The 7,829-nt window shown below is 44.7% G+C and carries 7 protein-coding genes; all 7 read right to left on the bottom strand.

The window, feature by feature from the left end; translation table 11 throughout:
- Positions 1-191: 191 nt before the first annotated feature.
- The 7 genes from GT589_RS00190 to GT589_RS00160 all read right to left on the bottom strand — a co-directional run bounded on the left by GT589_RS00190 (position 192) and on the right by GT589_RS00160 (position 7,821).
- Positions 192-1,346: a double-cubane-cluster-containing anaerobic reductase gene (locus tag GT589_RS00190; protein WP_293394141.1), complete on the bottom strand. Its 1,155-nt coding sequence runs from the start codon at positions 1,344-1,346 to the stop codon at positions 192-194.
- A 32-nt stretch (positions 1,347-1,378) separates the two neighbouring features.
- Positions 1,379-2,038 carry a MerB-like organometallic lyase SaoL gene (gene saoL, locus GT589_RS00185; protein WP_293394150.1) on the bottom strand — a complete coding sequence of 220 codons (660 nt, stop codon included), beginning with the start codon at positions 2,036-2,038 and terminating at the stop codon, positions 1,379-1,381.
- Between the two features lie 204 nt (positions 2,039-2,242).
- Positions 2,243-2,575, bottom strand: a complete 333-nt coding sequence (gene saoD / locus GT589_RS00180) for a DsrE-related protein SaoD (RefSeq protein WP_293394139.1) — start codon at positions 2,573-2,575, stop codon at positions 2,243-2,245.
- A gap of 38 nt (positions 2,576-2,613) precedes the next feature.
- Positions 2,614-3,369: an ABC transporter ATP-binding protein SaoA gene (gene saoA / locus GT589_RS00175; RefSeq protein ID WP_293394136.1), complete on the bottom strand. Its 756-nt coding sequence runs from the start codon at positions 3,367-3,369 to the stop codon at positions 2,614-2,616.
- Positions 3,369-4,181 carry an ABC transporter permease subunit SaoP gene (gene saoP, locus GT589_RS00170; protein ID WP_293394133.1) on the bottom strand — a complete coding sequence of 271 codons (813 nt, stop codon included), beginning with the start codon at positions 4,179-4,181 and terminating at the stop codon, positions 3,369-3,371. The genes saoA and saoP overlap by 1 nt, the downstream gene beginning before the upstream one ends.
- Before the next feature lie 120 nt (positions 4,182-4,301).
- The gene (gene saoX, locus GT589_RS00165) at positions 4,302-5,426 is read right to left on the bottom strand and encodes an ABC transporter substrate-binding subunit SaoX (protein WP_293394130.1); all 1,125 of its coding nucleotides are present in this window, start codon (positions 5,424-5,426) and stop codon (positions 4,302-4,304) included.
- Between the two features lie 340 nt (positions 5,427-5,766).
- On the bottom strand, positions 5,767-7,821 hold the full coding sequence (locus tag GT589_RS00160) for a methyl-accepting chemotaxis protein (RefSeq protein ID WP_293394127.1): 2,055 nt from the start codon (positions 7,819-7,821) through the stop codon (positions 5,767-5,769).
- Positions 7,822-7,829: the final 8 nt, after the last annotated feature.

Here is a 7,829-nt window from a genome sequence, read left to right as displayed (position 1 = left end):
GGCAAAATATTTAATTTAAGTAATAAAAAGCCTGGAAGGCTCATGTTTAAAAGCTTTCCAGGCAAGCATCCAATAGAACAATATATCTTTTTTAAGGAATCATACACATAATTATTGACAGACTCCATAAGAATGAGGTACTCAAGGCTCTTTTCTTTTTCAACATATAATTCATCTGCTTGTTGCGTTTATTATTTGTCTATCATCTCAAGGAACGCCCCAACACGAGTCAGTATCTGGCCAGAATCCGATTTCGAATAATCTGTTTCAAGATACAGATATGGAAGTCCCAGCTTTCCGGTAACGTGCTTTTTGACCTGGAAAGATTCGACGTTATATGTGTGACAGGCCTGAAGGACTATTTCCACGACTCCATCGACCTTGAATCTGTCTGCCAGCTCCGACAGCAACTCGTATCTTGCCTGGTTCGGAGACATTACTGAGCATGCAATGTTAAGGTACTTTTCAGCAAGCGCATCGTAACAGTCCTTGCTTTCGTCCACAAGCGTCTCCTTCTCCTTGGCACCGCCGCAGTTTTCATAGCATACGACAACCCCACCGCTGTCTTCTATGGCCTTTATGACCTTGTCGGCAACGCCTCCTGTTGGGCAGCCTGTAACCATTATCCTTGGGGCCTTGTCTGAAATAGGCCTGCTGCCGGCTTCGTAGTCCGACCTTATCTTGTCGATTATGCCCTTCATGTTCTCAATAAACTCCAGCCTGTCGAACTTGAACTCAGAACCATACAGCAGCTGGTGCATTTCATAGCCGCTCATAGGCGGAGGACACGCCATCGACAGATTGTAGAACTCTCTTAGAACTCTTCTTTCCTGATTTCTGAGCTTTATTGCCGCCTTAAGTTTTTCATCAGTTATTTCAACGCCAAGATCCTTCTCAAGCCTTTCCTTCAGCTTTATAATCTCGTTTTTCCAAAGTTTAAGAGCCTCGCTGCAGTCATATGTCTGCGGAAGTTGCATAACATGCACAGGCTTTATATCGCCAAGCAATTCAAACATCTTCTTTTTGCCGTCGCATGTAGTCTCGCCTACCAGCAGATCTGAGAAATAAAAGTACGGACACTTGTCCGTCACAGCAAAGCCGTAGCTTGACTTTATGAGTGGACACAGGTTCCTTGGCAGATCTTTTTCCGCATCAGGTATAGGTTCCTCGCTCGTGCCGCAAAGACCTACGGCAACGGCATCAGCTGCCATTATTATCTCCTTCGGGGTGTATGTGCAGAATATGCCAACAACCTTCCTGCCGCTTTCTTTTATGTCTTTCATTTTCAAGAAGCCTTCCTTTCTGGCTTCACTGAAGTCTTCGAATATTTCCGGCAACTCTTTCAAAAGCTTTCCTCCTCATAAATTAGTTGATTTGACTAGTCTTCCAAGCTGAAAAGCATCTTGGAAACCCATATGGCTTCTTTAGTCTCAAGGCAGAATATCTCATTTTCCGGAAGCTCCATGCTCTTGACCCATGAATCATAATGCTCCTTCGTACAGAAGAAGTTCATTATATTTCAGCAGCTGCCAGACCAGTTCTGGCTGCTGTTGAGATCCACGTGAAGCACGTGCGCCGCTTCAGGCGAAAGGCTTACTATCTTGCCGTCCCTTATCTCCACAGCCACGTCAGCTCCGCACTCGCTGCATTTTGAATTGACCTTTATGTTCTGTTTGAAAGTAAAGGCGCAGCCCATACCGTCCACTGCGCACATCGCACTAAAGCTCCTACCGTCCTCAAGAGTTATCTGGTGATTTGTAGGAAAGCCGGAGACAGGGTATATAAAATTTATGTTCTCTTCTTCGTCAGCAACTGCAGCTTTTTTCTCTATTATTCTTCCGATTGCGGCCTTTATATTTTCTTCGCTCATTCCAAGCTTTTCCTGGGCATCTGCCTGAATGTATCTGAAGTTATAAGGAGCAGCGCTCTCTATCATGCTGTTTATAATGTGCATTCTCACTTTTCTCTCGTCTGCTTCAAGCCTTGAATCCATACTGTCTATAAGCAGCCTTTCAGCCTTATGATACTTGAACTCCATTTCGCTTACATGCCGCTTTATGGCATCATTGCCTTTGATATTGAAACTCTCCATGCAAAAACCACTTCCCATTTATAAAATTTATAGGTATAATTGTTTATGGAGAACTCTATAAACGAAAAGTTTATAGGGCGATTCAGGAAACTGCCCCAACAGTTTCCTTTTTTTTGCCTTCGAGCCGCCCATTTTCATATGCACTCTTGCCTATAGCGTTATAATTTGTTCAGCTCCCGCCGATCCCAGGGTCGGATAAAGTATAGGGAAACATCCTATAGCAGCTCCAGGCACTAGTCTGTCCTGTATTTCCCTTTCAATTGCGCACTGATCGCATGCCAGCAGCACCATACCAGTCTTTTCGTGAAGCGCCGACAGTCTTTCTCCTATTTCAGTGCCCTCTAGCAACATGAATGTGTTGTCAAATACAAAAAACATTCCCACAACTTCAGCTCCGTGTATTCCCTGCTCAAGCTGAGGTATTATCATGTCCCTAAGTATTTTTCTTGAGTTGTCCGAGCTTATTACGTATGCCACCTTCATTTAAATCTCCCCTTATAGTTTTTTAATTGGTGAATTTTCTATTTGCCTGCGAGGGCCTCTTTTAGAGCGTCTGTTAGCATTTCCTTGTATTCATTGTAGCGTTCGCTCTTTCTGTCCCTGGGCCTTTCCATGTCTATGCTCATGTCCTCGAGTATTTTGCCCTTGTCTCTCGACATGACTATTACCCTGTCGCTCATGTATATGGCTTCCTCGACATCGTGAGTTACCATTACAGCCGTTGTCTTGGCGTTTATCACCAGGTCCTCCAGCTCCTCCTGGAGCAGCTGCCTCATCTGGAAGTCCACTGCCCCTAGCGGCTCGTCCATAAGGAGCAGCTCAGGCTGGCATGCAAGCGCCCTAACCACAGCAGTCCTTTGCTTCATTCCGCCCGATATCTGGTGCGGAAACAGCTTTTCATTGCCTTCAAGGTGAGCAAGCTTAAGTAACTCCGCAAGCTTTTTTTCCCTTTCTTCTTTTTTCATGCCCTGCTGCTTCATAGGAAACATTATGTTGTCTCTTACGTTCATCCATGGGAAGAGTGCGTAGTTTTGGAATACAAAGCCTCTGTCAGGGCCGGGCTTTGTGACCCTTTTACCCTCTACAAGAATATCCCCCGAGTCCGCCTGCTGAAAGCCTGCAATAATTGTAAGCAGAGTCGTCTTGCCGCAGCCTGATGGCCCAAGCAGCGATACGAACTGTCCCTTTTCAACCGTGAGGCTTATGTCTTCGAGCACGTGATTGAATGTTTTTTCATTTTTGAAAGTCTTATTTATGTCGCGAATTTCAAGATTCATTATTCAGCATACCTCCATTTGGTGATAGCCTTGTTGAGATACTGTATTACCCTGTCTATCAAGAAACCTACTATAGCCGCAAAAAACATCAGCGCAACCAGCCTTTCAGTCTGCATTCTCGTTTGCGCTTCAACCATGGAGTAGCCGAGACCGGCACTCGTAGCAATGAACTCCGCTCAGATAACGCTCATCCATCCGGCGCCTATAGCAATCCTTGCAGCAGTTAGTATGTCAGGCAGTGAAGCTGGCAGTATTATGTTGAAAAATACGCTGATTCTTCCTGCGCCCATGCTCCTGGCCGCATTGTAGTAGTCCTTAGATATGCCTTTTACCCCCTGTATTGTGTTGAGTATTACAGGGAATATTCCCGAAAAGGCTATAAGGAATATTGTCGGCCCATCGCCTATCCCAAACCATACAATCGTAAGAGGAACCCACGCCATTATGGGAACCTGTCTTATAGAGTCTATAAAGCCTCCGAGTAGCTTGTCCGCAAGCTTTGAAAAACCCATAAGAAATCCGAGCGGAAGTCCGAAAAGCATGGCAAAAACAAAACCTTTCATTACCCTGCCAAGAGTTATCAATATGTTTTTGACAGTCTCTGGATCTGTAACACACTCAAGAAGCGCCTTCATTGTAACTGCAGGATAAGGCAACAGCAGCTGGCTGTCTATTCTCATGGCCGCTATCTGCCATATTCCAAACAGGAGCGCTGCCATAATCAGCTTGTAGAGCATTTCGACTATGTTCTGTTTTTTTATCTCCGCATATTTGAAACTACCGTTATAAACGACAGCTCTATTGTTCTCCATATCGTCACTCTCCTTACGTAGAAAATACATAGAAGATAATCAGTGGAAGCATATAATCCAACATAAAACCAGAGGTGCCACAAGGACACCTCTAAGATTTTATTAGCCTGCTTATGCCGATTATTGAGGGTCTATTTCTAAAGCCTTGGCTTTCCAATCCTCGAAGCTCATTCCCATTGGGAATACAGGGTCTACCTTCTCCTTTATGAATTGGTCAAAGTCATCAGCTCCTGATTCCTTGAGTATGTCCTTCATTGCTATATCGTCATAGTTCGGAACATTTTCCATTATGTTGAACTTCTTGTAAACTTCAAGCGCATGCTTATGAGCCTGTTCGTCCATCTTCCAGCTAAGGGTTCTTCCTTCGCCTACTGTCTTTTTGTATATTGTCATTTCAGCAACCTCTACTGGAACCTTGTAGTATTCAGCAAATATCTTGGCGGCTTCTAAAGGGTGTGTATATATGTACTCCATTGATTTTGTATGCGCCAGAACCATCTTCTTAGCTAGCTCCGGATGCTCCTTTTGGAAATTCTTGTTCATTGCGTATACGCAGCAAACTCCAAGCTGTCCGTCCATTTCAAGATATGTACCCATTATCTTGCCTGTACCTTCGAATTCAGCCATAGAGCCCCAAGGGTCACAGCAAGTGAAAGCCTTTATCTGTCCTGTCTTTAAAGCAAGATACTTGTCTGCCTGTGAACCGAACTCAAGGCACTGGAACTTGCTGGAATCAGCAGGGAGTCCAGTCTGAGGGCCGTATGCAAGCAGCCAGGCTTCGTCTGTTGAAAGGTCTGAGCTCAGTGCAACAGGCTGTCCGTAAAGATCTTCAGGCTTTTTGATGTCGTTTGCAACAACAAGATACATCGAGCCTCCAAGGTGGTTAGTCGCCGCTATCATTATAGGAGCACCCTTTGTAGAAGCCTCTGAAAGTCCCGTTGCTCCTATGTAGCCAACGTCCATTTGTCCTGCAGCCATTGCTTCAGGCACTTTTCCGTTTCCTGTTATTTCAACGTTAAGTCCAAGCTCCTTGTATATTCCCGCGGCTTCACCAACACAGGCTGCCACCATGTGGTCGCAGTTATAGTAGCCAAGCTTGACAGTATAATCGTCAACCTTCTCAGCCGACTCAGTTGCAGCCTTCTCCTTAGGAGCGCATCCCACAACAGAAGTAACAAGCACGGTTGCTACAAGAGTGAGTACAGCAGCTTTTTTGAGCTTTTTAGTCAAATCAATAAATTTCATATTTTCTCCGCCTCCGCTTAATTTTATTTATGGTATCCACTTTCAAACATTTTAATCAGCAATGTTTTGCATATTAAATTCTATAATGTAAGACGTTTGAAGTAAAATTGATTTTTTTAATCAATATCCGTTCCTTGATTTACTGTTTTTATATGAAAAATATGTAAATTTAATCCGATTAAGTTAGTTCTCCTCATCCGTTCCATTCCAATTCCATTCAAGCCTAATCCCATGGACGGTATGGGTATTATGAAATGCAGAGAGGGTATTATGAAACAACAAAAGGACCAGCCGCTAAGGCTGATCCTTTTTCATTATTAGTATTTTCAATCAAATTGTCTTATATTCTGAATCGCTGAACCTGTGTCTTCAAATCGTCTGAAAGTGCTTCAAGATTCTGGGCATTGCTGGAAAGCTCCTCCATTGAAGCAAGCTGCTCCTCCATGGCCGCCGAAACTTCTTCGGTGGCTGCAGAAGACTGCTGCGCAGAAGAAGCTATGTTCTGCATAAGGCCTTCCATCTCTTCCTTTTGTACGTTCATACCCGCAATGTCCTTTTGCATCTCATTTATATAACCCGCCAGATTTCCAAGAGCCTTCGAAATAGTCGCGAAAACTTCATTAGTCTGGCCAACCGACGAGCTCTGCTGCTTAGATGCGCTGTCTGCTTTTTCCATGGCAACTATAGCCTCGGCAGTGCTGCCCTGTATCTGCTGTATTATGCCCCTTATCTCTTCAGCTGACTTGGATGATTCTTCCGAGAGCTTTCTTACCTCTTCGGCAACTACCGCAAAGCCTTTTCCGTGCTCACCTGCTCTTGCAGCTTCTATGTTGGCATTCAGGGCAAGCAGATTTGTCTGCTCTGCTATCGACACTATTGTTTCAAGTATTGCACCAATTCCTGCAACATCCTTTGCCACCCTGTTTACTATGCTGTCAACCTCACCTGAAGCCTTGCTGCTTTGCTCATTTTTGTCTGTAAGGTCTTTTACTATCTCTATACCCTTTTCAGCAAGTTCTCCTGTCGATCTCGAAATCTGGGTCATTTCAGCAGCCTTGCTCGATATCTCCTCCATCATGTGCGAAATGTGGAGCATCTTTGTAGATCCCCGCTCTGTATCGCCGGCCTGCTCCTCCGCTCCTCTTGAAATCTCTTCAACAGTCCTTGCCACTTCCTCTGCGGCACGAGTTGACTGATTTGAAATATCCGCAAGCGCAGCTGCAGAATCACCAACTGTGTATGTCGATTGAATTATATTTCCAAGGAGCGACTTGAGATCCTCCTGAAGCTTGTCTATAGCCTTTGCAATCTCGCCCAGCTCGTCTTGTCTTTCCAGGCTTTCTCTTGATATTTCAGATGTAAAATCACCGTCTGCCATCCTTCTAAGATACGCAACGCCTTCTGCCAGAGGCTTAGCTACATTATTTGCAATAAGCAGCGCTATTGCAACTGCAGCAACAAGACCGAATATGACAGCTCCTACAGCAAATTTTTTGATCACATTAGTGTCGGCAAGCAGTTCGTCCACGTCCATCGACGCTATAATCTTCCAGCCTGTGTCAGCGTCCGTAGAGAAAGCCATGAATCTTTGTTTGCCTTCGTACTCATATTTTTGAGTGCCTTTTTCGCTCGAACTTACAGCCTGCCAGAAGCCGAGCTCTTTAACCTTTTCTGTTCCTATTATAGACTCATCCGGATGAACTATTGTAATTCCGTCATTCGACACAAGCGACACATAGCCGTTCTTGCCTATCGACAGCTTTGCAACCTTCGCCGCTATGCTCGAAGTGTCTATGTCCATGGCTACTACGCCCGTAAGATTACCTGCAGCGTCACTAACCGTCTTTGAAATTGTTATTACCATCTTCTGTGTAAATGCATCTATGTATGGCTCCGAGACTACAACCTCTCCTGAATTCTCAAGCGCAGCCTTGTACCACTGCCTCTCCCTTGGATCGTATCCATCAGGGAGCTCTTGCTGCGGATACAGGTAGGTCCTGCCGTCTGCAAGCCCAATGTATACTCCGAGCGCGTCAGGATTGCTCTTTTGCGTAGCATCGAGCACTTCCCTGGCATTGCCTTCTACTGCAAGATCAGATGATAACGCAGATTTTATGTTTTTGTTGTCGCCAATAGCCAAAAGCTGGCTTTCCATTGCATTTATAAACTGATTTACATAATACTGAGTTGCGTCAATCGTCTGCTGGGATGTCACAAGGAGCTTGTTTTCAAGCAGCTCGTATGATTTCTTGTACGAAAAGAAACCGAACACCGCCAGCGGCGTTATTATTGAAATCATAATGAGCACTATTAGCCTCGTTCTGATATCGTGTCTGTTGAGCGAAAATTTCTTTTTCTCATCTGCCTTTTTTTCTTGGACGTTTCTGCCTGACATGTTAATCT

Source organism: Peptoclostridium sp. (genome assembly GCF_009881055.1).
GTDB lineage: Bacteria > Bacillota > Clostridia > Peptostreptococcales > Peptostreptococcaceae > Peptoclostridium_A.
The sequence above is the reverse complement of the archived record's forward strand: the minus strand, read 5'-3'. Positions and strand labels throughout refer to the sequence as shown.

Bases quoted from the DNA above. Each gene is read 5' to 3' on its own strand.
- saoD (WP_293394139.1), bottom strand. From the start codon at position 2,575: ATGAAGGTGGCATACGTAATAAGCTCGGACAACTCAAGAAAAATACTT.
- saoA (WP_293394136.1), bottom strand. From the start codon at position 3,369: ATGAATCTTGAAATTCGCGACATAAATAAGACTTTCAAAAATGAAAAA.
- saoX (WP_293394130.1), bottom strand. From the start codon at position 5,426: ATGAAATTTATTGATTTGACTAAAAAGCTCAAAAAAGCTGCTGTACTC.
- GT589_RS00160 (WP_293394127.1), bottom strand. From the start codon at position 7,821: ATGTCAGGCAGAAACGTCCAAGAAAAAAAGGCAGATGAGAAAAAGAAA.